Source organism: Bacillus sp. CH_70, from assembly GCF_038007045.1.
GTDB classification, from domain to species: domain Bacteria; phylum Bacillota; class Bacilli; order Bacillales; family Bacillaceae_G; genus Bacillus_A; species Bacillus_A cereus.
Genome location: NZ_JBBOWL010000001.1, coordinates 2,415,753 through 2,442,629 on the forward strand (window position 1 = coordinate 2,415,753; position 26,877 = coordinate 2,442,629).

Sequence of the window (26,877 nt, forward strand, 5' to 3'; positions counted from 1 at the left end):
ACGTATAAAAAGGTGCTAAAAATTTGGAAGGAATGATGATTTTGAAAAATAAGAGGATGCTAAAAATAGGAATATGCGTTGGTATATTAGGTTTAAGTATTACAAGCCTAGAAGCTTTTACAGGAGGGGCACTGCAAGTTGAAGCGAAAGAAAAGACTGGACAAGTGAAACATAAAAATCAGGCGACGCATAAAGAGTTCTCTCAACTTGAGAAAAAATTTGATGCTCGGGTAGGTGTATATGCGATTGATACTGGTACAAATCAAACAATTTCTTATCGATCTAACGAAAGATTTGCCTTCGCATCAACCTACAAGGCTTTAGCAGCAGGAGTATTACTACAGCAAAACTCAATTGATACATTAAATGAAGTAATCACATTTACGAAAGAAGACTTAGTGGATTATTCACCTGTTACAGAGAAACATGTAGATACTGGAATGAAACTAGGAGAAATTGCTGAGGCTGCTGTTCGTTCAAGTGATAATACTGCAGGGAACATTTTATTTAATAAAATAGGCGGACCTAAAGGATATGAAAAAGCGCTTAGAAAGATGGGGGATCGGGTTACTATGTCTGATCGCTTTGAAACAGAATTAAACGAAGCTATTCCAGGAGACATTCGTGACACTAGTACAGCGAAAGCAATTGCTACGAATCTTAAAGCTTTTACGGTCGGAAATGCACTTCCAGCTGAAAAACGTAAAATTCTTACAGAGTGGATGAAAGGAAATGCTACAGGGGACAAACTTATTCGTGCAGGCGTACCAACTGACTGGGTAGTTGGAGATAAATCAGGTGCTGGCAGTTACGGGACAAGAAATGATATTGCTATCGTTTGGCCTCCGAATAGAGCACCAATTATCATCGCAATTTTATCTAGTAAAGATGAGAAAGAGGCTAGCTATGATAATCAACTCATTGCAGAGGCAACGGAAGTTATAGTTAAGGCTCTTAAGTAATAATCTTTCAATTCTTTATGTAATATAATTAAAAATAAGAACTTGGAAAGCGATTCTTTTTAATGTGAAAAGAATCGCTTTTTTATAAGCATGTAAACTATTTATACCTATGTATTATAAAGATATAATTAATGTAGAAAAGAGGGTGAATAGTTATGGAGAATGACAATCAAGTCTTTTGGAGAACAGATTGTCTTGTTTTGAGAAGGTTTAGTATGGATGACACTAACTACTTTCATTTTTATCGTTCTAATCCAGAAGTGGCTAAATTTCAGTCATGGGTTAATTATCAATATCATGAGGCTAAAACGTTTGTAAATGAACAAGTTAAAAATAATCCTAATCTACCAGGTACTTGGTTCCAGTTCGCAATTGCTTTGGCTGAAAATAACAAAATAATTGGAGATTGTGCACTTCACACACTTGTAAATGAACCTCGCATCGTAGAAATTGGATTTACTCTTTCTCCAGAATATCAGGGGAAAGGCTATGCAACTGAAGCTGTTTGTGCCTTACTGAATTACATATTTCATTCATTACGGAAACATAAAGTGATTGCATTTTCGGACGTTCGAAATAATAAGTCTATTTCTGTACTAGAACGAGTGGGGTTGAGGAGAGAAGGTCATTTATTACAGAATTACATGCTAAAAGGGCAGTGGATTGATGAATATCAATATTCAATATTGAAGTCTGAATGGAATGACGCTACATAATTTTAAAATTTAGAAACAATGAAGGAACTTATTCATGAAATTGATGAAAATGCCTTTGTCACTGTATATGATGTTGCGGAAGTACAAGGCGGAAACTTTAAAAAGCATGATATTCATTAAGGGTATTAACTAAGTTAAATGTTTTATACATAGTTGATTATTGAAAAAGATAAAAAACTCACCACATATAGAGAGACAACTGGTATGTACTAAGATGTACAACGGCAAGATACATAGAACTAAAACTAAGATATTCATACGAACTCAAAAAGCTGAAATTCCTTAACTTGGGAATTTCGGCTTTAATGTTATATGATAGAGTTACGATTAGAACAGAACCGGGCATGTTTACTTCAACAGAGTGATATAAGTTCTTCAGTTCCTAAAATTAGAAACTTGTACTTGATTATCGTAGTTAAATCGATTTCACTTTAAAAGAGAACCGTTAGATAAAAAGAATAATCTATTGAAATGTTTTTGAGAATTGTAGTATTGATGAAGATTTTAGGAGGGAATATGAGCAAGAAGATTAAAAGAAGTATATTACTTATTGCTACATTAGTAGGTTGTAGTATCTTTTTATATTTACAGAACAATTTAATAAGTATAACTGAGGTTAAAATAACCTCTAGTAAAATACCATCCTCTTTTAAAGGGTATAAAATTCTACAAATTTCAGACTTACACAATAAAAAATTTGGCGATAATCAAGATGTGTTAATTCAAAAAATAAAAAGTATAGACCCAGATATTATTGCGATTACGGGTGATTTAATTGACAATAAATCATACGATGCAGAAGTTAGTATGCAATTAATACGAGAAATTGTAAAGAAATATCCTGTATATTTTGTGACAGGAAACCATGAACAATGGTCTGGAAAGTATAACAATTTAGAAAAAGAGTTGAAGAAATATGATGTCAATGTTTTAAGGAATGAACATGTAGGCATTCGAAAGGGTGAGCAAGAAATAAACTTGCTAGGTATTGATGATCCAGAGTTTGTTACTGGAAACCGTGATGAAGGAAATATTATAATAGATGAAATTAAAAAAGCGAAAATTGAAATGCAGCCAGATAAATATAATGTATTATTATCCCATCGGCCTGAATTTATAAAGGAATATACGAATGAGAGGTTGGATTTGGTTTTATCGGGACATGCTCATGGAGGGCAAGTTAGATTGCCATTTATCGGAGGATTAGTTGCGCCAAATCAAGGTGTTTTACCTAAATATACAGCGGGTTTATATGTAGAACAAAATACATCAATGGTAGTGAGTAGAGGATTAGGAAATAGTATCATTCCGCAAAGGATTTTGAATAGGCCAGAAATTGTAGTCGTGCAGCTAAATTAAGCAGTACGATTTTTTTTATACAAAAATGAGTAAAGGGGCTTTCTGTATTTTGCAGGAGTAAACATTACAATTTTGTTAAAAATTTTCTACGTTACATAAAGTAACAAAATTTGACCCTCAGTGTTTGTTATAGTGTAAATAATCAAAAAACTTAAAATTTGTCGAGTGAAAATTGTGATAAGTAATTCATATAAAAAACTTAAAGGGGTGTACACATGCATAAAGAATATGAAATTGAAGAATACACGGCGATTGAGGAACAAATCCATTATTATTGTAAATGTTTATTAGTAAGTCATCCTGATCAAATAATAAAGTATTTAGAAAAAAGGTTAGAAAAATATGCAGAAACATTACAATATGCACATTTATATCCTGATACAGTTATTTTACCGTTACAGCAATTAGTTATCGAATATTCTTTAGACGTTGCTAGAATTCGGAAGTATATGAATTTAAAAACGTAAAGTGAAATTTATAGTTTAAATGAAACAGAGTCGACTTTAGGAAATGAAATTCTAATGTCGACTCTGTTTCATTGTTTAATATCGGTGATTGAACATACATACTAATCAACGAAGTTTGACATATAATTAAGCAAGAGTAAAATAAAAGTGAGTACTCACTCATTTTTATTGGAAAAGGAGGATGAAACGTGCAACAACCTTCAATTATTTTACGGACTGTATCAAAAAGTTTTGGAAAAAAAGAAGTGTTACACAATCTTTCATTGCAAGTTGAAAAAGCAGAGATTTTTGGTTTTGTTGGACCTTCTGGATCGGGGAAAACAACGCTCATTAAAATGATTGCAGGTATTAATGAAGCAACGAAAGGTGAAGTGCTTGTTAATAATACTAATATGCCTAATTTAAATGAAATGAAACGAATTGGTTATATGGCCCAGGCGGATGCATTATATGAAGAATTGTCAGCATATGAAAATGCAGATTTTATAGCAACGATGTATGGATTAAAGGAAAAAAGTAAAAAGACAAGAATTGCAGAGGTTTTTGAACTTGTACAATTGTCACAGTATATGAAAAAGCAAGTACAACAATTTTCAGGTGGAATGAAAAAACGCTTATCATTAGCAATAGCACTCCTCCATGAACCAGAAATATTAATTTTAGATGAGCCTACAGTGGGGATAGATCCGCTTCTTAGGAAAACGATTTGGGAAAAATTTTATGATCTTAAAAAGAAAGGCACAACGATTATTGTAACGACGCACATTATGGATGAAGCTGAATTTTGTGAGCGTCTAGGATTAATTAGAGAAGGGAAACTAGTTGCGGTTGGAACAACTGAAGAATTGAAAAAACGCGTGTCATCTGGACGGATTGAAGATGTCTTTTTGTTGGAAGAGGTGGTGTCATCATGAGAGTTACTGGTGTAATCATTCGTATTATTCGCCAATTTTTTCGAGATAAGCGTTCGTTAGCGATGATGTTTGGGGCACCAATGTTATTACTTTGGCTATTATCGCTAGTGTTTACACAAAAAGACTATATACCGCAAATTGCTGTTGTTGATATGCCCGCTCAAATAGTAAAAGTGATGAAAAATCAAGAAGCGTCAATTTATGAATACAGTAAAGAAAACGCGATTTCTGAGTTAGAAAAACAAAAGGTAGATGCAATACTTCGAATAGAGAATGGAAAAATGAAACTTCTGTTGGAAGGTAGTGATTCGTCAAAAAATCGTGCTGTACTTCAAGTATTGCAAAAAAGCACAGAGAAGAATGATGTATCGATTATGAAACCTGAAGTAAATTTTTTACATGGCTCTAAAGACTTTACGATGTTTGATGGGCTTGGTCCTGTATTAATTGGTTTCTTTACATTTTTCTTTGTATTTATATTATCAGGTGTATCCTTCGTAAGAGAACGTTTAAGTGGTACGCTAGAAAGGTTATTATCCACCCCGATAAGAAGATGGGAAATAGTCGCAGGTTATATTATTGGTTTTGGAATCTTTGCCTTTATACAATCCATAATTATCGTAAGTTTTTCCGTTTATATTTTAGATTTATACGTAGCTGGCTCTATATGGCTAACGCTACTTATTACATGTATGCTCTCTTTAACTGCACTAACATTAGGTACGTTTTTATCGGCATACGCAAATAATGAATTTCAAATGATTCAATTTATACCGCTTGTTATTGTGCCACAAATCTTCTTTTCTGGATTGTTTCCAATGGAATCTATGAACAAGTGGCTACAAATGTTAGGGAAAGTATTTCCACTCACATACGGCGCTGACGCAATGAGACAAGTGATGATTCGGAATCAAGGGTTTACAGAGATTGCATTAGATCTTACTGTATTATTCCTTTTTTCAATATTATTTGCAGTAGGAAATGTATTTGCTTTAAAGAAACATCGCAAAATATAATAATGACAAAAAGGAGCTTTATAAATGCAGAAGGATTGGCTGGAGGAATTAATAGCTGCAACTAATACGGATAAAAAAAATGAACGTCAAATGCGAATATTAGAGGCGGCTGTTGATATGTTTGGAGAAAAAGGATACGCTTCAACTTCAACAAGTGAAATTGCAAAACGGGCTGGTGTAGCGGAAGGAACAATCTTCCGCTACTATAAGACGAAAAAAGATTTATTACTAGCGGTCGTAATGCCAACTTTAACTAAGTTCGCTGCACCATTTTTCGTACAAACCTTTGCAAAAGAAATATTTAAATCGGAGTATGAATCATATGAAAGACTTTTAAGGGTTATAATTCATAATAGGTTTAAATTTGCTCAAAAACACTTTCCTATGATAAAAATATTAATTCAAGAGGTGCCATTCCAACCAGAACTGAAAAATGAAATACAGCAATTAGTAGAAACAGAACTGTTTTCACATTTCAAAAAGTTGATTGTGAAATTTCAAGAAGTAGGGGAAATTATTGAGATACCACCATCTTCCGTACTACGTCTTACTTTATCAGCTGTATTAGGTTTATTATTAACACGATTTTTATTATTGCCTGAAGAAAAATGGAATGATGAAGCGGAAATTGAAAATACGATTCAATTTATATTGTATGGATTAACTCCACGATTTTAATCGTTGAAGTGTGAATTACATACATTACTTTTAAGTAAAAATAAATCGCCTTTAAAAAGGCGATTTATTTTCATTATATATTTTTGATAAATAAGTACTTGTTTACTAAAAACATTCTAAATCAGCGTGTTTCTTTGTCTCTTCTTCTAAGACCTAATAATCCTGCTAGTCCTAATAAACCAAGCCAAGCCCAATTATTATTTTTATCACGATTATCATTTAAATCATTTGTTGTATTTACATTTCGAGTTCTTACATCATTATTAACTCTGTCTAAGTTATTGTCATTTACTCGAGTTGAAATATCAGTGTTATTAACTCTATTCATATTATTTCCATCGTATTCAGCTTGTGTAGATGTACCTAAAAACATAATAGATAGTGCTAAAACACTTAAAATAGATGATAATTTCTTTTTCATAACAATCCCTCCTTTCTTAATCATTAATTTCTCCGAAGCAAGTGTGTATTATTCATTTCACAATATCTAAACCCTCATTAATAAGGCGCACATTTATAGAAAATAGAGTTGAATGATTGTTAATATATCATTGGATATATATTTCTCATAAAAATAAATGAATCAAACTTTGCTTAAAATGTTAATCTTAGTACAATTTATATTATACGGGCTAGCACTAAGGAGGTAATAAGATGCGACAATTTGCAAAACCAACAATCGTCGTAAGTAAATGTTTAGAATTTGATGCTTGTCGTTATAATGGAGAGATGATTCCAGATGTAACAATACGAAATTTGCAGCCATTTGTTACATTTATACCTGTTTGTCCAGAAGTCGAGATTGGATTGGGGACTCCTCGTGAAACGATACGAATTGTAGAAGAAAATGGTGAGAATAGACTTGTGCAACCGTCGACACGAGAAGATGTAACTGAAAAAATGGAGCAGTTTTCAAATGACTTTTTACAAACGATACCGGATGTGGATGGTTTTATTTTAAAGAATCGTTCACCAAGTTGTGGTACGCGTGATGTGAAAATTTATTCTGGTTTTGAAAAAGCGCCAGCAAAGGGAAAAGGATCGGGCTTATTTGGCGGAGCAGTAGTAAAAAAATTTTCGCATCTTCCTATTGAAGAGGAAGGCAGATTGTCGAATTTTATTATTAGAGAGCATTTCTTTACAAGGCTATTTACAATCGCATATTACAAAATGATTAAACATAGTAAAAATATAAAAGACCTTGTATCGTTTCAGTCGGACAATAAATATTTATTTATGGCATATAATCAGGTGAAACAAAAGGAATTAGGGCGTATAATTGCAAATCAAAAAAATGAAAAGATTGAAGTGGTATTTGAAAACTATGAGAAGACTTTATATGAATTATTTATGCGTGCGCCCCGTTATACATCGAATGTAAATGTATGCGAGCACATTTTTGGATATTTTAAAACAAAGTTAAAAAAACAAGAAAAAGATCATTTTATAGAACTGTTACAAAAGTATGCAGAAAAGAAAATACCACTTAGTAGTTTACTTACAATTTTAAAATCATGGGCTATTCGATTTGATGAAAAGTATTTATTAAGACAAACATATTTCGAACCATACCCTGAAGCATTAGTAGAAATTTCTGATTCCGGAAAAGGTAGAGATTATTAAACAATAAATTACATAATTCGACACAAAACCTCCTATGTTGTTGTAGAACAATGTAGGAATTTTTTTGTGCATTAGTACAGAATCTGTTTTAAAATTAAGCTATGACAGAATTGTAGCAATTGTCTAACTAATATTCTTGTCTTTTAAGTTGTTATGTTTGTAGTAGAAACTCGCACGCTGTCGAAACTCAATATTCGATAAGGGGTGTGTAGCGGAATGGAATTTACTCTAACTCGCGAAAAACAAATGATTAAAGAAATGGTACGTGACTTTGCTGAAAAGGAAATCGCACCGAAAGCTGTATATTATGACAAAACTGCAGAGTTTCCATATGAAACATTTCAAAAAATGGGCGAACTAGGATTATTAGGCATCCCATTCCCAGAAGAGTATGGAGGTTCAGGTGGCGATACGGTATCGTATGCGTTAGCAGTTGAAGAAATTGGTCGCGCTTGTGGTGGCACCGGTTTAAGCTATGCTGCAACAATTTCATTAGGTGCTTCTCCAATTTATTATTTCGGTACAGAAGAACAAAAACAAAAGTATTTAGTTCCAATGGCGTCAGGTAAAACATTAGGTGCCTTCGGATTAACGGAGCCGAATGCTGGATCAGATGCAGGTGGTACTCAAACGAAAGCGGTATTAGATGGTGATGAGTATGTAATCAGTGGTGAGAAGTGTTGGATTACAAACGCAGAGTATGCAAATACAATTATTGTAACCGCTGTCAACGGTATTGAAGAGAATGGTAGAAAACGTATTTCTGCATTTATCGTGCCTACTACGAGTGAAGGATTAACGATTTCAAGTCCTTACGATAAGATGGGTGTTCGCGCTTCTAATACTTGTGAAATCGTACTTGATGGTGTTCGTGTGCCGAAAGAAAATATTCTTGGTGATGTAAATAAAGGCTTTAAACAATTTTTATATACACTTGATGGAGGGCGTATTTCAATCGCAGCATTGGCAGTTGGTATTGCGCAATCAGCCTTTGAACGTGCATTGCAATATGCGAAAGAACGTCAACAATTTGGAAAGTCAATCTCTAATTTCCAAGCGATTCAATTTAAATTAGCTGATATGGCGACTGAAGTAGAGCTAGCACGCAATTTAGTACATAAAGCAGCTTGGTTAAAAGATAACGATAAACCTTTCGGCAAAGAAGCGGCAATGGCAAAACTATTTGCATCGGAAGCAGCAAGCCGTATTGCGAATCAAGCAGTACAGATTCATGGTGGATATGGTTATATGCGTGAATATGAAGTTGAACGACATATTCGTGATGCGAAACTATTAGAAATTGGTGAAGGAACTTCTGAAATTCAACGTCTCGTAATTGCTAGACATTTAGGATGTAGATAAAAGGGAGGAATCACTATGTTCCAAAAAATATTAATTGCGAATCGCGGGGAAATTGCTGTTCGTATTATGAAAACTTGTCAAAAACTTGGCATACGCACTGTTGCTATTTATTCTGAAGCAGATGAAAATGCCCTTCATGTGAAGATGGCAAATGAAGCTTACTTAGTAGGTGGACCGCGTGTTCAAGAAAGTTATTTAAACCTTGAAAAAATTATTGAAATAGCTAAGAAGACAAATGCAGAAGCGATTCATCCGGGTTATGGTTTATTATCAGAGAATCCGTCTTTTCCGGTTCGTTGCAAAGAGGAAGGAATCGTATTTATCGGTCCTTCAGAAGAAATCATTACGAAGATGGGAAGTAAAATCGAATCACGTATCGCAATGCAAGCAGCAGATGTCCCAGTAGTCCCAGGTATTACTACAAATATTGAAACTGCTGAAGAAGCAATTGAAATTGCAAAACAAATTGGTTATCCCTTAATGCTTAAGGCATCCGCAGGCGGCGGAGGCATTGGTATGCAGTTGATGGAAACTGAGCAAACGCTCACCAAAGCGTTTGAAAGTAATAAAACAAGAGCGCAAAACTTCTTTGGTAACGGAGAAATGTATTTAGAGCGATATATAGCAGATGCGCATCATATTGAAATTCAGCTTTTAGCAGATACACATGGTAACACAGTGTATTTATGGGAGCGTGAATGTTCGGTACAGCGCCGAAATCAAAAAGTAATCGAAGAAGCACCTTCACCATTTTTAGATGAAGGTACACGAAAGGCGATGGGAGAAGTTGCTGTACAAGCTGCCAAAGCACTTGGCTATACAAATGCAGGTACAGTTGAGTTTCTTGTAGATGATCAGAAGAACTTCTATTTCTTAGAGATGAATACGAGATTACAAGTAGAGCATCCAGTGACAGAAGAAATTACGGGATTAGACCTTGTAGAACAGCAACTCCTTATCGCAAGTGGAGAGAAACTATCATTTACTCAGGATGATGTAAAACGTAGTGGTCATGCCATTGAAGCTCGTATTTATGCAGAGGATCCGAAAACATTCTTCCCATCACCTGGGAAAATTACAGATTTAACATTACCGTCAAATGTACGGATTGATCACTTCTTAGAAAATCATGTAACGATTACACCTTTCTATGATCCAATGATTGCGAAAGTCATTGCACATGGCGAGACTCGTGAAGAAGCAATTTCGAAATTACATGATGCTCTAGAAGAATTAAAAGTAGAAGGTATTAAAACGAACACGCCAATGCTACTGCAAGTTTTGGAAGACGAAGTGTTCAAAGAGGGTATTTATACAACGGGGTTTGTAACGAAACAACTCGTTAAAAAATAAGATTTAACAATATTAAGGGGGAAAAAATGATGACGAAAGTATACGCATCGATGGCAGGAAACGTTTGGAAGATTGTTGTAGGAGTAGGAGATACAGTAGAGGAAGAGCAGGATGTCGTCATTTTGGAATCTATGAAAATGGAAATTCCAATCATTTCAGAAGAAGCTGGCACAGTTATGAAAATTAATGTGCAAGAAGGCGATTTTGTAAATGAAGGAGATGTATTATTAGAAATTGAATAGGGAGATATAGGGGGAAGCGAATTGAAACTACCTAATTTTGCTGTCATTAAAGAAGTCGGGCCACGTGATGGCTTACAAAATGAAAAAAAGATTGTTGGCACAAAAGATAAAGTAAAATGGATTCAACTACTTACAGAAGCAGGATTGTCGTATGTTGAAGTTTCCTCATTCGTTCACCCAAAATGGGTCCCTGCATTAGCAGATGCAAATGATGTATTTTCTGAGCTGAAAAGGGATCCAAATGTTACATATGCTGCGCTTGTTCCGAATCAAAATGGTTTGGAACGAGCTTTTTTGCAAAATGTAGATGAGGTGAATGTTTTTTTATCAGCAAGTGAATCTCATAATAAAAGTAATATTAATAAATCGATTAAAGAAGCATTAGTTGTAATTGAAGATATAACAAAACAGGCATTATTCGAAGGAAAAAAGGTAAGAGGCTATGTTTCTACTGTATTTGGATGTCCTTATGAAGGGGATATAAGTGTTACAGCAGTTGACGAATTATGTAATCAATTATTTTCATACGGCATTTATGAAGTTTCTCTTGGGGATACAATCGGTGTAGCGAATCCATTACAAGTAGAACAAGTATTAGAACATCTATTAAAGAAGTATGATGCTTCGCAGTTTGCCATGCATTTTCATAATACGTATGGAATGGCTCTAGCGAATGTAGTTAAATCATTAGAATACGGTATTACAACGTTTGATAGTTCTTGTGGTGGACTCGGGGGCTGCCCTTATGCACCAGGAGCATCAGGTAATGTTGCTACTGATGACCTAGTACATATGCTCCATAAATTAGGAGTTCAAACGAATATAGACGAAGAAAAGTTATTGCGAGCTAGTCAATTTATTCAAAGTAAGCTAAATATCCAATTACCGAGTCATGTGTATAGAGCGCTTCAACATAAAACGATAAGTAGGTGAGTAGATGCTACAATTACAAAACATTTCCGTTGATTACGTAACACCTCACGTAGTAAAGATTTCGTTAAATCGTGCAAGACAAGCAAACTCATTATCTTTGGCATTATTAGATGAATTACAAACTATATTAACTCAAATAAGTGAAGATTCAAACGCACGTGTAGTTATTTTGACTGGTGCTGGTGAAAAAGCATTTTGTGCTGGTGCAGATTTAAAAGAGCGTGCCGATATGAATGAAGAACAAGTTCGCCATGCTGTTAGTATGATTCGCACTACTATGGAGATGGTTGAACAATTACCACAGCCAGTTATTGCTGCAATAAATGGAATCGCACTTGGTGGTGGTACGGAATTAAGTTTAGCTTGTGATTTTAGAATTGCTGCTGAATGTGCAAGTCTTGGTCTTACTGAAACGACACTTGCAATTATACCAGGAGCAGGTGGTACACAGCGCTTACCGAGATTAATTGGAGTTGGTAGAGCGAAAGAATTAATTTATACAGGTAGACGTATTTCAGCGCAAGAAGCAAAAGAATATGGTTTAGTAGAATTTGTTGTACCAGCTAATTTACTTGAAGAGAAAGCGATTGAAATAGCAGAGAAAATTGCTAGTAATGGACCTATTGCTGTTCGATTAGCAAAAGAAGCGATTTCAAACGGTATTCAAGTTGATTTACATACCGGATTACAAATGGAAAAACAAGCGTATGAAGGTGTAATCCATACGAAAGATAGATTAGAAGGATTACAAGCATTCAAGGAAAAACGCACACCAACGTATAAGGGGGAGTAAATATGTTAGATCAAAAACAACAATCAAATACATTTGAAGAACGAGTTGAAACGATTAAACAAGGCGGCGCACCAAAATATCATGAACAAAATAAAGCAAAAGGAAAATTATTTGTTCGAGATCGTTTAGCGCTTCTATTTGATAATGGCGAATATGTAGAAGATGCATTATTTGCTAACTGTGAACAAACAGGCTTACCTGCGGACGGCGTTGTAACGGCAACGGGTAAAATACATGGTCGTACTGCATGTGTAATGGCCAATGATTCTACTGTAAAAGCTGGATCGTGGGGATCACGCACAGTTGAAAAGATTTTACGTATTCAAGAAACAGCTGAAAAACTACGTGTTCCGTTATTTTATTTAGTCGACTCTGCTGGAGCACGTATTACAGATCAAGTAGAAATGTTCCCAGGGCGCCGTGGTGCAGGAAGAATCTTCTATAATCAAGTGAAATTATCAGGTAAAGTTCCTCAAGTATGCTTATTATTTGGACCTTCTGCAGCTGGTGGTGCCTATATTCCAGCCTTTTGCGACGTTGTAATGATGGTAGAAGGAAATGCATCTATGTATTTAGGATCTCCTCGTATGGCTGAGATGGTTATCGGTGAGAAGGTAACTTTAGAAGAGATGGGCGGAGCTCGTATGCATTGCTCTGTATCAGGATGCGGAGATGTTTTATGTAAGACAGAAGAAGATGCGATTACACAAGCAAGACAATACATTTCATATTTTCCAAATAACTACTTAGAAAAGACTCCATTGGTTACACCTCAAGAACCGAAACAATTCGATAAAACGTTAGAACAAATCATTCCAGAAAATCAAAATGCTCCTTTCAATATGAAAGATCTCATTAATAGAGTTATTGATGAAGGTTCATTCTATGAAGTAAAAAAATTATTTGCTCAAGAGCTAATTACAGGCTTAGCACGTATTGATGGTAAGCCAGTTGGTATTATTGCAAATCAGCCGCGTATGAAGGGCGGCGTATTATTCCATGATTCAGCTGATAAAGCTGCTAAGTTTATTAATTTATGCGACGCATATCATATTCCATTATTATTCCTTGCGGATGTACCAGGATTTATGATCGGTACAAAAGTAGAGCGTGCTGGTATTATTCGCCACGGTGCAAAAATGATTTCTGCAATGAGTGAAGCAACTGTACCGAAGATTTCTATCGTTGTTCGTAAAGCATATGGTGCTGGTTTATATGCGATGGCAGGTCCAGCATTTGAACCAGATTGCTGCCTGGCATTACCGACAGCCTCTATTGCGGTAATGGGTCCAGAAGCTGCGGTCAATGCTGTATATGCAAATAAAATTGCAGCTTTACCAGAAGAAGAGCGTGCTAGCTTTATTGCTGAAAAACGTGAAGAGTATAAGAAAGATATTGATATATACCACTTAGCATCAGAGATGGTGATTGATGGTATTGTTCATCCAAACAATTTACGTGAAGAGTTAAAAGGACGTTTCGAAATGTATATGAGTAAATATCAAGTATTCACGGATCGTAAACATCCTGTATATCCAGTTTAAAAGCCCTATTTAGGGCTTTCTTGCTCAAAAAGTTAAGGAGGGGAAAATATTGAAACAAGCAGTTTGGTTTCCAACAGAAGAGTACAAGGAAAAAACACGTTTATATAGTTGGATGAAATCATTGGGATATGAAGACTATGAAACTTTTTATAATAAATCTATTGAGGAAACAGCTTGGCTTTGGGGAGAGGCAGAAAAAGCAGTTGGCTATCAATGGATGAAACCTTATACAGAAGTGTTAGATTTAGAAAATGGTACACCGTTTGCACAGTGGTATAATGGCGGAACATGTAACGTTGTAGAATCAGCTTTATCCCGCTGGCTTGCGGATGAAGAGACAAGAATACAGCCAGCACTTCAGTACGAAGGAGAAAATGGAACTTCAAAATCATTTACATATGAAGAGCTTGATAACTGGGTAAGCCGTGTTGCCAATGGTTTGAAACACGCGGGTATTGAAAAAGGTGACCGTGTAACAATTTATATGCCGATGATTCCAGAAACAGTTGTTGCGATGCTAGCTGTAATGAAAATTGGAGCAATTATTTCACCAATATTCTCAGGCTTTGCGTCTGATGCAGTTATGACACGTGTGCAAGCGGCGGGTTCAAAAATGATTATTACTGCAGATGGATTTTCACGCCGCGGTAAAATTGTTTCTTTAAAAGATGAAGTAGATAAAGCTTGTGAACATTGTCCAACTGTTGAAAAAGTTGTTATCGTTCGTCATGCAGGAAATGATTTTACACCACATAACTATGACTTTTCGTGGAGTACGCTAGAAAAAGAAAAACCATTCATACATGCCGAGGAAATGCAAAGTGATGATCCATTAATGCTCATTTATACATCAGGAACGACTGGTAAGCCGAAAGGAACAGTACACACGCATGCAGGATTTCCTTTGAAAGCAGCTTTTGATGCAGGATTTGGAATGAATATTAAACAAGGTGATCGTGTATTATGGGTAACTGATATGGGCTGGATGATGGGGCCGTTTCTATTATTCGGTTCACTCATTAATGGAGCAACGATGGTTATGTACGAAGGTGTTCCAGACTTCCCAGAAGCAGACCGGTTATGGGAGACAGTTGATAAATATGAAATTACTCATCTAGGTATTTCGCCAACGTTAATCCGAGCATTAATGGCAAAAGGTGATGAGTATGTCAATAAACATTCTTTAAAGAGTTTGGAAGTATTCGCATCAACAGGAGAACCTTGGAATCCTGATCCATGGATGTGGCTGTTTGAAACAGTTGGAAAAGGAAATGTTCCAATCTGTAACTACTCAGGTGGAACTGAAATCTCTGGTGGGATTTTCGGTAATGTTCTTATTAAGCCAATCGCACCGATTAGTTTTAACGCATCTTTACCAGGAATGGCAGCTGTCGTGCTGGATGATCAAGGTAAACCAATTCGAGATGAAGTCGGAGAATTATGCTTAGAGAAACCTTGGGTAGGTATGACGAAAAGCTTCTGGGAAGATGATGAACGTTACGTGAACACATATTGGTCGCGTTTTGAAAATAAATGGGTCCACGGTGACTGGGTCATTTACGATGGTGAACAATATATCATCACAGGGCGTTCAGACGATACGTTAAATATTGCAGGTAAACGTATTGGACCTGCTGAATATGAATCTATTCTTGTGAAACATAATGATGTAATCGAAGCTGCTGCAATTGGTGTACCTGACGAAGTAAAAGGTGAAGTTTGTCATTGTTTTGTAGTGTTAAGAGATCATGTAACATTCACAGGAGAATTAAAGAAAGAATTAATGAGTTTAGTAAACTCTCATATTGGAAAAGCGTTGTGTCCTAAAGACATCCACGTTGTAGAAGATTTACCGAAAACACGTAATTCTAAAGTAATGCGCCGTGTTATTAAAGCAGCTTACTTAGGAAAAGAATTAGGTGATTTATCATCGCTTGTAAATCCTGAAGTAGTTCCGTTTATTCAGGGGTTACAGTCTAGTAAATTATAAAGTTAGCAAGGAGTTCTATATAAATAGAGCTCCTTTTTTATGTTTATAAAAAGAAAAGAAGTGAAGTTGATGAAGAAGAAAAATTTTACTATTAGTGTTAAGTATGTTTTTTAGTTTTAATCAAAACACGATATTATGGAATGTCTATTCAATGGAGAAATACTAATTTACAACAACAAGGTGATGACAAAGCGTGACTGCTTATATGTCTGTTTAAACCTTTACGTGTTAATATATAAAAAGCTGACTATAAGTGAAGTGACCCCTAAAAGTTAGACACGGTTATTTCATTAGGCAGCTTGATAAAAATGAGTCCGGTATTGCACCGGGCTCATTTTTAATTTTGCTTTTATCCGTTTTGTATTGTAATAATCTATATATTTTTCTAATTCTATTTTGAAGTGCTCTACACTTTCAAACTCTTTTATGTAGAGAAACTCAGACTTCATGATTCCAAAGAAATTCTCCATTACTGCGTTGTCATAACAGTTGCCTTTACGAGACATACTTTGTACGATACCTCTTTTTTGTAATGCGTGACGGTACTGTTTCATTTGATAATGCCACCCTTGATCTGAATGCATCATTAGTTGGTGATTTTCAGGTAAACCTTCTAATGCTGTCTCTAACATTTCTGAAACAAGTGAATACGTCGGTCTAGAGCCAATTGTATAGGTAATGATTTCACCATTATACAAGTCTAATACAGGTGATAAATAAAGTTTCTCACCGAATAATTTAAATTCTGTAATATCGGTTACCCATTTTTCATTTGGCGTATCTGCCGTAAATTTACGCTCTAAAATATGAGATGCAATTTTACCGACTGTTCCTTTATAAGATTTATATTTTTTCATACGTACAAGACATTTTAAACCTAACTCTTTCATAATTCGTTGCACTTTTTTATGATTCACTATTTGATTACGATTGGCTAACTCATCACGAATACGACGATATCCATAACGACCTTCGTGTTCATCATAAATCGCTTTAATTTCTACTTTTAAATCGGCATCTGGATCGATTCTATCCATTTGTTTTACATAAAAATAATAGGTGCTTCGAGGGATATCCGCTAACTTTACTAATTCTTTCACTTGAAACTCATGCCTTAATTCATAGACTACTTGTGCCTTGTCTTGTTTGGTGATTTTTCCTTGTTTTGAACTAAGGCATTCAACTTTTTTAAATACGCATTTTCCATACGTAAGCGTTCTAATTCAGCTTGTAACGCTTCAACTGAACCTTCTGCCGGAATCTTTTTAGTATCATGTTTTGTGTTTTTATTTTTCATGGATGGACGCCCCTTTTTCTTTGGTTCAAGGGCATCTAAGCCACCTACTTCAAATTGCTTCTTCCATTGATAAACCGTTGTAAAAGAAGGAATCATGAAGATAGCCGCTGTATCCATTAACGATATACCCGATTGAGCCATAAAATTTAGTACGTCTAGTTTAAACTCTGCGGTGTAATTTGTATAGACCTCGTGTAAACCTTCTTCTCCATGGAGTTCGTATAAGCGTAACCAGTATTGAAATTGTGCCTTTGTAATATGCATCTGTTTTGCATATTCTGCTTGAGAAATTATTTTCGGATTAAATCCTTGAACGAGCGTTAACTTTAAATCCTTCGTAAATTTTGTCATACAAAAAACTGCACCTCCAATTGTTAGACTGTGTCTAACAATTGGGGTGCAGTTCATAAGCAGTCAGCTTTTTATATATTACATTCTAGTATTTGCCGGGCAGTAATGCCCCCATCTAAAAATTCAGCAAAAGCAAGGAAGTAGGTGAGGGATCAACTTTCCGGAAAATCCCGATTGGTTCCAAAAGACATATTCTTTCCTTTACGTTGACATTAAAAATATTACCAATTTTTTCTTTTACAATGGCAACAAATAAAGAAACATTTACAACGACACTTATTTCGTTTAGAACTCCAATTATCATCACGATGACACTTTTCTTTAGATTTCCACCAATCATCATTACAATGTTTTTCCTGAGAACTCCAATCGTCATCACAATGACACTTTTCTTTAGATTTCCACCAATCATCATTACAATGCTTTTTCTGAGAACTCCAATCATCATCACAATGATGCTTTTCTTTAGATTTCCACCAATCATCACAACAATGCTTTTTCTGAGAACTCCAGCAATCATTTTTCCAGGACATTTATTTCTACCTCCTTTCAATAGTGTTCATATTATTCTATGTTTTAATAAAAAAATGGCTTGTTTATTAACCTACTATTTTATCTTTATATGATAGAGTGTTTTCTACTCAATATAGAGTTTATATAAAATATGCAAATTTTTAAGAGATAGTGGATATAGTATTTTTCAATAAACGTTTGTTGAAGAAAATGTTCTGATTACAAATAATATCTTATTTTCGAGTACGCTTTTTAAATGTATATTTCACAATGAAAAATGGGGAATACATAAATAAAGTCTATGTATATGTGAGTTAATGGGAAATCTAGTGTGTTTTTAAGGGGTATCTTATTTAAAAGAAAAAAGGTTTGTTTTAGAAAGTGGTGTCTAAACATTAAATGGAGTAGGATTAAATTCACGGCCGCTCATTAAAAAGCTTTTAATTAGGAGAAGTCTGTTTTTATAATGAAAAGAAAGTTTGGTACAATTGTTTGTTTTTTTCTTTTTATGTGTTTGCCTCGTACCCTTTTAAGCTAGTGGACATACTTTACTAATAGAAAGGATTAGGGGGTGAGGTATTGGGTTCTCGATTTAATAATTGTAAAAAGAAGTGTACATGTAAACAAGATGATTGTTGGGAAGTATTCGAAGAGTGTAAAAAAGAACAGCATGAGAAATGTGATAATTCTTGTGTACAAGGAATTAGAGATGAACTTAAGAAATTAATTAATCGAACAGTTCAAATTAATACAGAGGGACGTACTTATGTAGGTACTGTTTCGTCTGTAAGTTGTGATGTAGTTAGGCTTGCGGCTATTCCTGGATCGGTTGGAGTAATTATTTCTATTTGTAAAATTGAAGCAATTTTCCCACCTGTTACAACGGTTACTGCTGACTTTGATTTTAATGGTATTGATGTAGCAAACAAAGCATAATTATGCTGCTTTTTTGTAAAGCCATTCACATGAATGGCTTTATTTTAATTTCATATAAAAGGAGAATATATTCTTTATATAGAAATAAGTTTGAGGTTATAAAGTATGATGTACGAAAGGAGCATGGAAGTGATTAAACTAAAAACCTTTAAAAAATCTGATTTTAAACAATTAATAAATTGGATTAATTCCGAAGAATTTCTAATACAATGGTCAGGAAATGCATTCACATTCCCTTTAGACGAACAGCAATTAGAGAAGTATATAGAAAGTGCAAATACACTCGCTTTCAAAGTGGTAGATGAAGAGACTTCAGACGTTATTGGTCATATTTCGCTTGGGCAAATAGATAATATTAATAAGTCCGCTAGAATTGGAAAAGTATTAGTTGGTAATACGAAGATGAGAGGACGTTCTATAGGAAAACATATGATGAAAGCAGTACTTCATATTGCTTTTGACGAATTAAAACTACATAGAGTAACTCTTGGTGTGTATGATTTTAATACATCGGCCATTTCATGTTACGAAAAAATAGGGTTTGTAAAAGAAGGCTTATTAAGAGAGGCAAAAAGAGTAGGAGAAACGTATTGGAATTTATGGGAAATGAGTATGTTAGAATATGAATGGAAGAAGTAGCAACGATAGTAATTTATAATTATATTATGTTAACAAAAGGGGCTTGGTGGGTATAGTGGATAATAAAACAAAAATAATCTCAATTGCAGCTGTTTCGGGGGGAGGTAAAACTACAATTACAGAAAGATTAAAGCATAAGTTTAAAAACTCAAAAGCTCTATATTTTGATAGTTACACATTTGATAAATCTCCTGCTGATATTTGTAAATGGATTGATGATGGGGCGAATTACGACGAGTGGGTATTAACACCATTAATTCATGATATTGAGCAACTTATACAAAATAATACCTTAGACTATATTATTGTAGATTATCCTTTTGCATACTTAAATAGTGAGATGCGAAAATTCATTGATGTAACTATATTTATTGATACGCCTTTAGATATTGCGATGGCTAGAAGGATTTTGCGAGATTTTAAGGAAGGTACAATAGATGAAATACATAATGATTTGGAACATTACATGACATATGCGAGAAAAGCTTATTTAGAGGCAATTCATACTGTTAAGCCGAATTCAGATATCATATTAGATGGTTCTTTATCTGTAAGTGAAATAATTAATCACGCTGTCGAGGAACTTGGCCGAAGAGAAGTGATTGTCAATGGTTAAATGTATAACAGATGCTGTTAGGTAGATAATTAAATTAAGGGAGAGATAAATGTGTACACTTTATTTCAATATAATTGGCAAGTAAGAGATGATTGGTTTAAGTGGTGTGAACAACTTTCAGAGGAAGATTTACTTTGCAAACTGGGGGTATGTTAAAAACATGATTTCATATTGTAGATGTAGAGTATAGTTGGATTAGTGCTCTTCAAGGATAAGAAGATAGAGAACCGCAATTTAAAGATTATCAATCGATTCAAAAAGTGAAAGCGTGATCTGATTTATATAAACGAGAACTTGAAGTTTTTTTGCAGTCATGATCATCTAGCCTAGAATGCTAGCACACTTAAAATAAGCCGTATAAAAAGTTAATCATTGTGTGCTTTGATAATATAGCGTCAGCGAAATAAATAGTGTGAAGGAGAGCTATCTTAACAAGTGTTTCATGTAACGTTCATATACTTTAATTTTATTATTAATCAAACTTGAATATTATAGAAACGGATAATGAGGTATGGGTGGTGCTCTTTTTTATTGAATAAAATGGGTTGATTTTTCGGATTTTCATTACAATATAACAAATAAAATTTAAATTTTATTTGTTGTTAAGAAAAGGTGAGAAGAAAATAAAAAAAGAGGGCTAATGCCCTCATTTCTTATTAATTTGGTAATTAATCACAGATTGGTATCCCAAGCACTCTTAGAGCTAATGCTACTTGAAGGGAAATCTCTAATCTAGCAATTTCAATACCAGCTACTGAAAGAACTAAAAAAGGTTGTCCGTTTACAAATACAACGCAACTATCCATAGTTAAACCTCCTTTCTAGTAATCTACTATAGTATATGAATAGAACTTTAAAGTGTAATAGTTCAATTGTTGGATTTAATAGAATTAATAGATTAACCCATTTAAACTAAACAAACGAATACAACGAAAGGAAAGAGAGATGGATGTATGCCTCAAAAAACATAGGTTTTAAGACATGTAATCGTACATGAAATCCATCATATTGGTCAGCTATCTATATGGGCGAGGGAGTTAAACTTGCAACCAGTTTCAGCAAATTTGATTGGAAGAGGATTATAGAATTAGAAACCGACTTGCATCTCAAGCGCAAGTCGGTTTTTTATATATAAGAAGATTTCTTAATTGAAATCCTCGGATTTTTTCTGACGTATATGTAAAAACATTAAGGTGGTAATGATTAAGAAAATCATTATAGTTTGTATAATTAAGTTTTTAAACTGAAGCAATATTGTCCAAGATGTAAGGGTGTCTTTAAAAGCTTGGAGTGCAGAGTACGAGGAAGGATCAAAACCATACTGTAGCAACTTTTTTGTTTCAATAAATGAGATGTTTTCTTCATCTGCATCTAATATTACTGAAATTAGTCTAGTATCTCCTAGTTTTGCTGTACTGACAAAACTATAATTACCGTTAGTTGAAAAACTAGTTTGTAAGCCATCAACACCTTGAAGTTTAATGTTTTCATTAAGGGAATATATCATTTTATTCGTATTGAAAACCTGGGAATCTTTGAAGGTAAATTGGTAAGAGGTTAGTTTCGTAATATTCAATACATCTGGAAAATCTTTTACTAATCGTGCAGCTAGTTTAGCTGCGTCTATTGCTGTTGTAGTTGATTGTTTATTTGTATCATGATTAATTCCAGTAGAGTTTAGAAATGGAGATGGTTGTAATAACTGTAGTTCTTTTGCTTTTTTATTCATTAATATTGTAAAGTTATCTTCAGTTCCAGCAATGTGTTCTGCTAGAGCGAGTGCAGAACGATTATTCCCTGCCAGTAGCAATGCATGAAGTAAATCACGAACCGTTGTTTTATCATTCGATGTTACTTGTATAGGGCTTGTTTCTACTCGGAAAACTTCGTTACTTATTTGTACGAAGTCATCTAACTGTATTTTTCTATCATTTAGTTGTTCCAATACGATATATTCCGTCATTAATTTAGATAAAGTAGCTGATTGTACTGGGGTTTCTTCATTTTTTTTATAAACAATTTCACCTGAATTAGCATTTATTAAAATAGCTGATTTAGCTTGAATAATCGGACCATTTACATAAAGATAAAAATATAAAACGATAAGTGCAGTAATGAAAAAAGATAATAATAAAATAGCGAATTTTTTTAAGAATTGCATAAGTGATCCTCCTATTATGACATCAATAATAGTATTGTAAAAAGGAATGCTTAATTAGGAAGAAAGAAAAGGTAAAGAATTTCTAAAGAATTATAAAGGATTATTAAATTTAGGGAAATAATAGAAAAAGTTCAATTTCTTATATGATAAGAAATTGAACTTTTTATTTGTAATATTAACATTTGTATGGAAGTAGTTTTACAGTGAATGTTGTTTTTTCGTCATCACTATATACTTCAATTGTTCCTTTATGCAACTCGACTATACTTTTTGCAATTGCTAATCCAAGTCCAGATCCACCAGTGTTTGTAGAGCGAGATTTCTCAACGCGGTAAAAACGTTCAAAAATATGAGGTAAATCCGTACTAGGAATAGGTTGTCCGTAATTTGTTATATCAATTGTAATCATATTATTGCTTTCATAAGCAGTAAGGTCAATATAGCGACCTTCGCTTCCATAAGCGATAGCGTTTATAATAAGATTTTCAAACACACGCACTAATTTGTCACCATCAGCTAATACCATAAGCTTTTGAGACGGGAAAGAAGGCCGACATTCTATATTAGCTTCTTGAACCTGTATGCGGAATTGAACAGTTAATTGTCCAAGTAACTCTACAATATCAATAGGAACAGAATACAAGCTTAATTCTTTATTTTGAACACGTGTATATTCGAACAAGTCATTCATTAATGCATTAAGACGAGTTACTTTATCGTAAATGACTTGAATATAGTATCGCAATTCCACTTCATCTCTATAATTATCATGATGGATTAAATTTACGTATCCAACTATAGAAGTAAGGGGGGTGCGTAAGTCATGTGATACATTTGTAATAAGTTCACTTTTTGCTTGTTCCGCTTGTCTTTCTTCATCAATTGAGACTTTTAATTGTTCAACAATTTCATTGACCCCGATTGCTAATTCTTCTAGATAATTATGATTTACAATAGAAACTTTATGATTGAAGTTTCCATTTGCAATATAACGAATTTCTTCTATCATTTTTTTTATACAAGTTTCATAATAAAGTTTTTTCTCGTGACGATAAAAAATGTAAAGATAGGATGAAAAAATAGAAAATAAAAACAAATAAGATACAATCATCATCCATAAAGACTCTTTAATCCCTTTATACTTTTCATAACCAAAAATTCGAATGAATTCTTTACCGAGTTCAGTTAGAGTAAGTGAACTCTCAATTACACTCGTAACGAGGCGATAAATAATTAGTTCAGTAATAGGAGTGAGTGTGATAGCTAATAAAAGCCAAAAAATAAGTTTCCATTTAGGAATATCTTTTAATATATCAAATGCTTCATTTCTCAATTTTATAGCCAACTCCCCAAACAGTATGAATCAATTTTTCTCCATTCATTACTGTTTCAAGTTTATCTCGTAAGTTGCTAATATGGACCATTACCGTCTTATTTGAACCATAACCATCTTCATTCCAAACGCGTTCGAAAATTTCTTCTGAACTAAATACTCTTCCTGTATTACTCGCAAGTAAATATAAAATATCGAATTCAATAGAGGTTAGTTTAATGTACTCTCCATTTACTTTAACTGTATGATTATGTTTGTGTATTTCAACAGAGCGAATACGAATAATACCATCTTCATTCTTTTGCGAAGTAGCATTTTGGAAATAGGATCTTCGTAATAAAGCTTTCACTCTAGCTACTAATTCTAATGGATTGAATGGTTTGATCATATAATCATCGGCACCTGTCATAAGGCCTAATATTTTATCCATATCTTCTGCTTTTGCACTAAGCATTAGAATTGGTACAGTATTATTTTCACGTACTTCCTGACAAACTTCTAATCCGTTTCGTTTTGGCATCATAATATCCAAAATCATAAGGTCAACTTCATATGTAGAAACCTTTTGCAATGCTTCATCGCCATCATAAGCTTTATAAATGTTATAGCCTTCATTTCGCAAATAAACAGCAAGTAATTCAACAATTTCTTTATCATCATCAATAATTAATATGTTTTTATTCATTGTGTAGTTCCTTTCCTTACAAATCATCAACATTACTATAATATCAAACATTTATGTACTTGTAGCGATGATTCTGTATAAAATTTCATGTAACGTATTAAAAAGGAGTAAAAAGATTAATATCGAATATAAAATAAAAAGGATATTTAGATTCTACATTATAATGGAAGTTAGTTATAAGGGGGATTTTCTATGTTATGTAATGATATATATTTATTTACTCCAACTGGAAAAATAGACAATGATATTAAAGCTTTTCTACTAAAATATAATAAAGAGTTTACATATAAACATTCAATTCGTGTGGCAATTGAGGCAAAAAAGATTGCAGAAAAGTTTCACGTAGATAAAGAAAAAGCAGCAATTGCAGGATATTTACATGATATTAGTGGAATTTTTCCGAACGAGGAGCGGATTGCAGTTGCTGAAGAATTTGGGGTAGAAATAGTGGAAGCAGAAAGAAAATTTCCTATGATTATTCATCAAAAATTATCGAGAGTAATCGCAAAAGAAATATTTAAAGTAGAAGATGAAGAAATTTTAAATGCAATTTGTTGCCATACAACGTTGCGTAAACATGCAACGAAAATGGATTTAGTATTATTTGTTGCAGATAAAATAGAATGGGATCAAAAGGGGACACCACCATATTTAATAGAAATAAAAAAAGGATTGGAAAAATCTTTGGAAAAAGCAGCTTTTGTATATATTTCATATTTGTGGGAAAGGAAAGATACATTGAAAGTTATACACCCGTGGCTAGAAAAAGCATATTGGGATTTAAAAAGAATTGTACAGTAGAAAGGACAAGGAAATGCAATTAAAAGAATATATGAATCAAGCATTTCCAGGAGTTACATTAGACCCTACTTATTATCTCAGTGGGAAAATCATTTACAATTTGATTTCGGAAAAGATAAAAATCAAATTGTAGAAGGAACCGACGATTTAAATATGGAATACTTTTCTCAACTATATACATATAATAAATTCTTATTTGAAGACATATTTTCAAAAGAAGATGTAGTATTTGTAGTGACAAATGTTTATAGATTTAAAAAGGAAAACATAAAAACTCCACAGAAAATAAATGTATACAATAAATATATTAAGAAAAGAGATTTAAGATTTCATATAAGACAAGAAACATTACCGTTTCTATTTGAAGATGAAGAAGCAGATTTATCCCGCATTAACGGGCAGTAAGACCCCCACCTCAAAATTCAGCGAAAGCAAAGAAGGTAGGTGGGAATCAACTGCCCCTAAAAGCCCGATTGGTTCAACTAATAATCAGTGGGGATGAACAAAACCCCCACTGATTAAAGTTTCACTTTATATTGTACATATCATTTTTCTTTAAAATGTCTTGCGGAAGATATTAAGTATGAATTGCTTATACAAGCTGCTAATCACGAGGATTTCTCTGCTCTGTATCCTCGATTTGGACGAAAAAAAGAAATTTCTTATCCAGATGTATTTCTCATAAATGAAACGAAAGATATTGTCATGTTTATGTATGATGATAGAGGATGTGAAGTAATTGCGAAGAATAAAGAAATAATACGAGATTTATATAAGAAATACAAAGAATGGATTCCAGATTATGAACGAGAAAGTATAGATAACTTATTTAAATGACAATAGGGGAAGTGAAGCGTGTAATGAAACGTATTGCAATTGTATCTGCATGGGAACCAGAACTGACGTATTTGCATCAACATTATCCGAGTGAACGTGTTGAAAAAAGAGCAGCTTGGGAATTTCATTTTCATACTATTAATGAGCTGGAAATTATATCAGTTGTTACTGGTGTCGGTAAAGTAAGCTGCGCTAGTTGTGTACAATTGTTAATTAGTGAGTTTCAGCCAGATGAGTTGTTTATGACAGGAATATGCGGAAGTTTATCAAACAAGGTGAAAAACGGTCATATTGTAGTGGCACTAAACGCAATACAACACGATGTTACTGCAGCTGGCTCAGGGGAAGATGCTTTTAATTTATATAACGGTAGAACAGCACCTATTGAAACAACAAAATCACTTGTAAGAAGAATAAAAAAAATACGATCATATGATCCAATACATTTCGGTACATTTTTATCCGGAGATCAACGTATTCGTAGTTCAGAAATGAGATATTTACTCCATACCGTATATGGAGCATTGGCAGTTGATCAAGAAGTAGCAGCTTTCGCCTATGTATGCCAAATAAATAAAAAACCATTTCTATGTTTAAAAGCTGCTTCAGATCAAGCAAATGATAAAACGAAAGAAGAACAAAAAATCTTTAAAATGCTAGCATGCGAAAGAGCATGTGAGCATTTAATTGCTTTTTTGCGTATTTATGAGATTAATGTAGTAAATAATAGATAGTTTGTTATAAAACAAATTAATA

At 33.8% G+C, this 26,877-nt stretch carries 27 protein-coding genes and 5 pseudogenes; 25 read left to right on the forward strand and 7 right to left on the reverse strand.

Annotated features, from left to right (window positions below):
• Window positions 1-35: 35 nt before the first annotated feature.
• From bla to N2V79_RS12280, 8 genes and pseudogenes are all read left to right on the forward strand, one after another.
• A complete protein-coding gene (bla, locus tag N2V79_RS12245; protein ID WP_002152885.1) occupies window positions 36-962 on the forward strand; it encodes a class A beta-lactamase Bla1 in 927 nt (308 codons plus the stop codon).
• A 155-nt stretch (window positions 963-1,117) separates the two neighbouring features.
• Complete coding sequence (locus N2V79_RS12250) at window positions 1,118-1,678, forward strand: GNAT family N-acetyltransferase (RefSeq protein WP_048656286.1); 561 nt, start codon at window positions 1,118-1,120, stop codon at window positions 1,676-1,678.
• An 18-nt stretch (window positions 1,679-1,696) separates the two neighbouring features.
• Window positions 1,697-1,798: pseudogene (locus N2V79_RS12255) on the forward strand (DUF2179 domain-containing protein); the annotation flags it as partial.
• 396 nt (window positions 1,799-2,194) lie between these two features.
• Window positions 2,195-3,037, forward strand: coding sequence for a metallophosphoesterase (locus tag N2V79_RS12260; protein WP_098852515.1), 843 nt, complete (start codon window positions 2,195-2,197; stop codon window positions 3,035-3,037).
• A 215-nt stretch (window positions 3,038-3,252) separates the two neighbouring features.
• Window positions 3,253-3,504, forward strand: a complete 252-nt coding sequence (locus N2V79_RS12265) for a hypothetical protein (protein WP_000548621.1) — start codon at window positions 3,253-3,255, stop codon at window positions 3,502-3,504.
• A gap of 188 nt (window positions 3,505-3,692) precedes the next feature.
• A complete protein-coding gene (locus tag N2V79_RS12270; protein WP_098852514.1) occupies window positions 3,693-4,418 on the forward strand; it encodes an ABC transporter ATP-binding protein in 726 nt (241 codons plus the stop codon).
• Entirely contained in the window at window positions 4,415-5,434 is a 1,020-nt protein-coding gene (locus tag N2V79_RS12275) for an ABC transporter permease (protein WP_071730014.1), read from the forward strand. The genes N2V79_RS12270 and N2V79_RS12275 overlap by 4 nt, the downstream gene beginning before the upstream one ends.
• A gap of 24 nt (window positions 5,435-5,458) precedes the next feature.
• Window positions 5,459-6,112, forward strand: coding sequence for a TetR/AcrR family transcriptional regulator (locus N2V79_RS12280; RefSeq protein WP_098852513.1), 654 nt, complete (start codon window positions 5,459-5,461; stop codon window positions 6,110-6,112).
• A 121-nt stretch (window positions 6,113-6,233) separates the two neighbouring features.
• On the opposite strand, the gene N2V79_RS12285 is transcribed toward N2V79_RS12280, so the two are convergent.
• A complete protein-coding gene (locus tag N2V79_RS12285) occupies window positions 6,234-6,533 on the reverse strand; it encodes a WGxxGxxG family protein (RefSeq protein WP_000728157.1) in 300 nt (99 codons plus the stop codon).
• 233 nt (window positions 6,534-6,766) lie between these two features.
• Here N2V79_RS12285 and N2V79_RS12290 point away from each other — a divergent pair, with 233 nt between their 5' ends.
• The 8 genes from N2V79_RS12290 to N2V79_RS12325 all read left to right on the forward strand — a co-directional run bounded on the left by N2V79_RS12290 (window position 6,767) and on the right by N2V79_RS12325 (window position 15,952).
• Window positions 6,767-7,735 carry a YbgA family protein gene (locus tag N2V79_RS12290; protein WP_044306560.1) on the forward strand — a complete coding sequence of 323 codons (969 nt, stop codon included), beginning with the start codon at window positions 6,767-6,769 and terminating at the stop codon, window positions 7,733-7,735.
• Window positions 7,736-7,951: 216 nt separating this feature from the next.
• The gene (locus N2V79_RS12295) at window positions 7,952-9,097 is read left to right on the forward strand and encodes an acyl-CoA dehydrogenase (RefSeq protein ID WP_000397279.1); all 1,146 of its coding nucleotides are present in this window, start codon (window positions 7,952-7,954) and stop codon (window positions 9,095-9,097) included.
• Between the two features lie 15 nt (window positions 9,098-9,112).
• Complete coding sequence (locus N2V79_RS12300; RefSeq protein ID WP_000486742.1) at window positions 9,113-10,450, forward strand: acetyl-CoA carboxylase biotin carboxylase subunit; 1,338 nt, start codon at window positions 9,113-9,115, stop codon at window positions 10,448-10,450.
• 26 nt (window positions 10,451-10,476) lie between these two features.
• The gene (locus tag N2V79_RS12305) at window positions 10,477-10,692 is read left to right on the forward strand and encodes an acetyl-CoA carboxylase biotin carboxyl carrier protein subunit (RefSeq protein WP_001987345.1); all 216 of its coding nucleotides are present in this window, start codon (window positions 10,477-10,479) and stop codon (window positions 10,690-10,692) included.
• Window positions 10,693-10,713: 21 nt separating this feature from the next.
• Window positions 10,714-11,625 (forward strand): hydroxymethylglutaryl-CoA lyase, encoded by a 912-nt coding sequence (gene mvaB, locus N2V79_RS12310; protein ID WP_000775436.1) that lies wholly within the window; start codon window positions 10,714-10,716, stop codon window positions 11,623-11,625.
• A gap of 4 nt (window positions 11,626-11,629) precedes the next feature.
• A complete protein-coding gene (locus N2V79_RS12315; RefSeq protein ID WP_069355611.1) occupies window positions 11,630-12,418 on the forward strand; it encodes an enoyl-CoA hydratase in 789 nt (262 codons plus the stop codon).
• 2 nt (window positions 12,419-12,420) lie between these two features.
• Window positions 12,421-13,962, forward strand: a complete 1,542-nt coding sequence (locus N2V79_RS12320; RefSeq protein ID WP_000886755.1) for an acyl-CoA carboxylase subunit beta — start codon at window positions 12,421-12,423, stop codon at window positions 13,960-13,962.
• Between the two features lie 49 nt (window positions 13,963-14,011).
• A complete protein-coding gene (locus N2V79_RS12325; protein ID WP_071730016.1) occupies window positions 14,012-15,952 on the forward strand; it encodes an AMP-binding protein in 1,941 nt (646 codons plus the stop codon).
• A 290-nt stretch (window positions 15,953-16,242) separates the two neighbouring features.
• On the opposite strand, the gene N2V79_RS12330 is transcribed toward N2V79_RS12325, so the two are convergent.
• Together N2V79_RS12330 and N2V79_RS12335 are read right to left on the reverse strand one after the other, a co-directional pair.
• Window positions 16,243-17,600, reverse strand: a protein-coding gene (locus N2V79_RS12330; protein WP_284558962.1) for an IS3-like element ISBce18 family transposase whose coding sequence is annotated in 2 segments (ribosomal slippage) — window positions 16,243-17,144 and window positions 17,144-17,600 — 1,359 coding nt in all. Because the reading frame shifts where the segments join, the coding sequence is not laid out codon by codon here.
• Window positions 17,601-17,715: 115 nt separating this feature from the next.
• On the reverse strand, window positions 17,716-18,120 hold the full coding sequence (locus N2V79_RS12335) for a hypothetical protein (protein WP_340719906.1): 405 nt from the start codon (window positions 18,118-18,120) through the stop codon (window positions 17,716-17,718).
• Window positions 18,121-18,692: 572 nt separating this feature from the next.
• Here N2V79_RS12335 and N2V79_RS12340 point away from each other — a divergent pair.
• From N2V79_RS12340 to N2V79_RS12355, 4 genes and pseudogenes are all read left to right on the forward strand, one after another.
• Window positions 18,693-19,049, forward strand: a complete 357-nt coding sequence (locus N2V79_RS12340) for a hypothetical protein (RefSeq protein WP_000535577.1) — start codon at window positions 18,693-18,695, stop codon at window positions 19,047-19,049.
• Window positions 19,050-19,154: 105 nt separating this feature from the next.
• Window positions 19,155-19,688, forward strand: coding sequence for a GNAT family N-acetyltransferase (locus N2V79_RS12345; protein ID WP_142238996.1), 534 nt, complete (start codon window positions 19,155-19,157; stop codon window positions 19,686-19,688).
• A gap of 46 nt (window positions 19,689-19,734) precedes the next feature.
• Entirely contained in the window at window positions 19,735-20,304 is a 570-nt protein-coding gene (locus N2V79_RS12350) for an AAA family ATPase (RefSeq protein ID WP_000513265.1), read from the forward strand.
• Window positions 20,305-20,355: 51 nt separating this feature from the next.
• Window positions 20,356-20,573 (forward strand): annotated as a pseudogene (locus tag N2V79_RS12355) (DinB family protein); the annotation flags it as partial.
• Between the two features lie 399 nt (window positions 20,574-20,972).
• On the opposite strand, the gene N2V79_RS12360 reads toward N2V79_RS12355, so the two are convergent.
• Window positions 20,973-21,110 (reverse strand): DUF3956 domain-containing protein, encoded by a 138-nt coding sequence (locus tag N2V79_RS12360; protein WP_000376554.1) that lies wholly within the window; start codon window positions 21,108-21,110, stop codon window positions 20,973-20,975.
• A gap of 165 nt (window positions 21,111-21,275) precedes the next feature.
• Here N2V79_RS12360 and N2V79_RS12365 point away from each other — a divergent pair.
• Window positions 21,276-21,389, forward strand: a pseudogene (locus tag N2V79_RS12365) (DinB family protein); the annotation flags it as partial.
• Window positions 21,390-21,448: 59 nt separating this feature from the next.
• On the opposite strand, the gene N2V79_RS12370 reads toward N2V79_RS12365, so the two are convergent.
• The 3 genes from N2V79_RS12370 to N2V79_RS12380 all read right to left on the reverse strand — a co-directional run bounded on the left by N2V79_RS12370 (window position 21,449) and on the right by N2V79_RS12380 (window position 24,483).
• Window positions 21,449-22,465, reverse strand: a complete 1,017-nt coding sequence (locus N2V79_RS12370; RefSeq protein WP_063547342.1) for a D-alanyl-D-alanine carboxypeptidase family protein — start codon at window positions 22,463-22,465, stop codon at window positions 21,449-21,451.
• A gap of 175 nt (window positions 22,466-22,640) precedes the next feature.
• Window positions 22,641-23,798 (reverse strand): sensor histidine kinase, encoded by a 1,158-nt coding sequence (locus N2V79_RS12375; RefSeq protein ID WP_001243312.1) that lies wholly within the window; start codon window positions 23,796-23,798, stop codon window positions 22,641-22,643.
• Window positions 23,788-24,483: a response regulator transcription factor gene (locus N2V79_RS12380; RefSeq protein ID WP_071730589.1), complete on the reverse strand. Its 696-nt coding sequence runs from the start codon at window positions 24,481-24,483 to the stop codon at window positions 23,788-23,790. Before N2V79_RS12380 ends, N2V79_RS12375 begins: the two co-directional genes overlap by 11 nt.
• Window positions 24,484-24,675: 192 nt before the next feature.
• Between N2V79_RS12380 and yqeK the strand changes: the two genes are divergently transcribed.
• The 4 genes and pseudogenes from yqeK (at window position 24,676) to mtnN (ending at window position 26,855) form a co-directional block, all read left to right on the forward strand.
• Window positions 24,676-25,284, forward strand: coding sequence for a bis(5'-nucleosyl)-tetraphosphatase (symmetrical) YqeK (yqeK, locus tag N2V79_RS12385; RefSeq protein WP_340719907.1), 609 nt, complete (start codon window positions 24,676-24,678; stop codon window positions 25,282-25,284).
• Window positions 25,285-25,297: 13 nt separating this feature from the next.
• A pseudogene (locus N2V79_RS12390) lies at window positions 25,298-25,665 on the forward strand (DUF3885 domain-containing protein); the annotation flags it as partial.
• Window positions 25,666-25,815: 150 nt separating this feature from the next.
• Window positions 25,816-26,121: pseudogene (locus N2V79_RS12395) on the forward strand (DUF3885 domain-containing protein); the annotation flags it as partial.
• Window positions 26,118-26,855: a 5'-methylthioadenosine/S-adenosylhomocysteine nucleosidase gene (gene mtnN / locus N2V79_RS12400; RefSeq protein ID WP_053564445.1), complete on the forward strand. Its 738-nt coding sequence runs from the start codon at window positions 26,118-26,120 to the stop codon at window positions 26,853-26,855. The pseudogene N2V79_RS12395 and the gene mtnN, both read left to right, overlap by 4 nt.
• Window positions 26,856-26,877 lie beyond the last annotated feature (22 nt).

What these genes read in the sequence shown, in the direction of transcription:
- yqeK (WP_340719907.1), top strand. Translation starts at nt 24,676, where the DNA reads ATGTTATGTAATGATATATATTTATTTACTCCAACTGGAAAAATAGAC.
- mtnN (WP_053564445.1), top strand. Translation starts at nt 26,118, where the DNA reads ATGACAATAGGGGAAGTGAAGCGTGTAATGAAACGTATTGCAATTGTA.
- N2V79_RS12345 (WP_142238996.1), top strand. Translation starts at nt 19,155, where the DNA reads ATGATGTACGAAAGGAGCATGGAAGTGATTAAACTAAAAACCTTTAAA.
- N2V79_RS12285 (WP_000728157.1), bottom strand. Translation starts at nt 6,533, where the DNA reads ATGAAAAAGAAATTATCATCTATTTTAAGTGTTTTAGCACTATCTATT.
- N2V79_RS12280 (WP_098852513.1), top strand. Translation starts at nt 5,459, where the DNA reads ATGCAGAAGGATTGGCTGGAGGAATTAATAGCTGCAACTAATACGGAT.
- bla (WP_002152885.1), top strand. Translation starts at nt 36, where the DNA reads ATGATTTTGAAAAATAAGAGGATGCTAAAAATAGGAATATGCGTTGGT.
- N2V79_RS12380 (WP_071730589.1), bottom strand. Translation starts at nt 24,483, where the DNA reads ATGAATAAAAACATATTAATTATTGATGATGATAAAGAAATTGTTGAA.
- N2V79_RS12315 (WP_069355611.1), top strand. Translation starts at nt 11,630, where the DNA reads ATGCTACAATTACAAAACATTTCCGTTGATTACGTAACACCTCACGTA.
- N2V79_RS12320 (WP_000886755.1), top strand. Translation starts at nt 12,421, where the DNA reads ATGTTAGATCAAAAACAACAATCAAATACATTTGAAGAACGAGTTGAA.
- N2V79_RS12370 (WP_063547342.1), bottom strand. Translation starts at nt 22,465, where the DNA reads ATGCAATTCTTAAAAAAATTCGCTATTTTATTATTATCTTTTTTCATT.
- N2V79_RS12295 (WP_000397279.1), top strand. Translation starts at nt 7,952, where the DNA reads ATGGAATTTACTCTAACTCGCGAAAAACAAATGATTAAAGAAATGGTA.
- N2V79_RS12335 (WP_340719906.1), bottom strand. Translation starts at nt 18,120, where the DNA reads ATGATTGCTGGAGTTCTCAGAAAAAGCATTGTTGTGATGATTGGTGGA.
- N2V79_RS12265 (WP_000548621.1), top strand. Translation starts at nt 3,253, where the DNA reads ATGCATAAAGAATATGAAATTGAAGAATACACGGCGATTGAGGAACAA.
- N2V79_RS12275 (WP_071730014.1), top strand. Translation starts at nt 4,415, where the DNA reads ATGAGAGTTACTGGTGTAATCATTCGTATTATTCGCCAATTTTTTCGA.
- N2V79_RS12360 (WP_000376554.1), bottom strand. Translation starts at nt 21,110, where the DNA reads ATGGATAGTTGCGTTGTATTTGTAAACGGACAACCTTTTTTAGTTCTT.
- N2V79_RS12290 (WP_044306560.1), top strand. Translation starts at nt 6,767, where the DNA reads ATGCGACAATTTGCAAAACCAACAATCGTCGTAAGTAAATGTTTAGAA.
- N2V79_RS12300 (WP_000486742.1), top strand. Translation starts at nt 9,113, where the DNA reads ATGTTCCAAAAAATATTAATTGCGAATCGCGGGGAAATTGCTGTTCGT.
- N2V79_RS12260 (WP_098852515.1), top strand. Translation starts at nt 2,195, where the DNA reads ATGAGCAAGAAGATTAAAAGAAGTATATTACTTATTGCTACATTAGTA.
- N2V79_RS12250 (WP_048656286.1), top strand. Translation starts at nt 1,118, where the DNA reads ATGGAGAATGACAATCAAGTCTTTTGGAGAACAGATTGTCTTGTTTTG.
- N2V79_RS12305 (WP_001987345.1), top strand. Translation starts at nt 10,477, where the DNA reads ATGATGACGAAAGTATACGCATCGATGGCAGGAAACGTTTGGAAGATT.